1 protein-coding gene is annotated in these 1270 nt (G+C 50.4%); it reads right to left on the minus strand.

Going from position 1 to position 1270, the window contains the following annotated elements; genetic code table 11:
* Nucleotides 1-1270: helicase-related protein (locus ACESYO_RS16310; RefSeq protein ID WP_373211336.1), on the minus strand; the 1270-nt coding region annotated here is incomplete at both ends.

A 1270-nucleotide genomic window follows, 5' to 3' on the forward strand; every position in this document is an offset into this window, starting at 1 on the left:
CTGTAGGCATCGAATGTCGATTCGGTTACATAACGATAGATGGCTACTTCTTTATTTTCATTGCCCTGACGAACCATACGGCCTTCACGCTGTTCAATGTCCGACGGACGCCAAGGAACGTCCAGGTGATGCAGGGCAATGAGTTTTCGCTGCACATTGGTGCCTGCCCCCATCTTGGCGGTGCTTCCCATCAGGATGCGAACAGAACCGCTGCGCACCTTTCCGAACAGTTCAGCTTTTTTCGTTTCTGTGTTGGCATCGTGAATGAACTGAATCTCTTCCGGAGGAATACCTTTTGCGGTTAGTTTTTCACGAACATCGTGGTAGATGTTGAAAACACCAGCTTTTGGTGTGGAAAGATCACAGAAAATCAACTGCGTAGAACGGTTGGCTTTTGTCTTTTCCCAGATGGTGAATACCTGCTCCACGCAGGCATTCACTTTACTGCCGGGTTCATCCGGCAAGGATGGATCAATGAGCCGCTGGTCAAGGGCGAGCTTACGCCCATCGTTCGTGATGGCAAGCATATTGTCTACGGTGGGATCAACGTCACCGCTGCGCACTGCATCAGCCCGTTCTCCCAGTTTTGCGACCATATCCCGCTGAATGTCACTGGGTTTCAGCTGTATGTTTATGGGCTTACCGCCTTCCAGCGCGGGCACCGGCAGCTTGAGCATATCTGCGGTTTGAATATCGGCACATTCCTTGAACATACTCATAAGCTCCGGTAGGTTGTAGAACTTTGCGAATCGCGTCTTGGTACGATAACCCGTGCCTTCCGGAGCCAGCTCGATGGCGGTAACGGTTTCGCCGAAAGTAGATGCCCAGGCGTCAAAGTTGGCGAGGCCATTTCGTTCCAGGGTGTGTCGCTGTAGGTAACGCATCATGGTATACAGTTCGGTCATGCTGTTGGAGAGGGGAGTACCGGTAGCAAAGGTGATTCCACGCCCGCCGGTGATGTCATCCAGATACATACATTTCATCAGGAGATCACTGGCGCGCTGACTTTCGCTCTGGCTGATACCGGCCACATTACGCATTTTGGAAACGCACATCAAATTTTTGAACATATGTGCTTCGTCTACCATCAGGGAATCAACACCCAGTTCTTCAAAGGTGACAGCGTCATCCTTTCGCTCGGTGTCATTCAGCTTTGCGAGTCGCTTTTCCAGTTGTTTTCTGGTTCGTTCCATTTGTTTGACGGTGAAATTCTCTGCACGTTCCCGTTTCAGAGATGCAATCTGGTGGATTACATCATCGATTTGCTTTT

This window comes from Allofournierella massiliensis (genome assembly GCF_964241245.1).
Taxonomy (GTDB): domain Bacteria; phylum Bacillota; class Clostridia; order Oscillospirales; family Ruminococcaceae; genus Allofournierella; species Allofournierella massiliensis.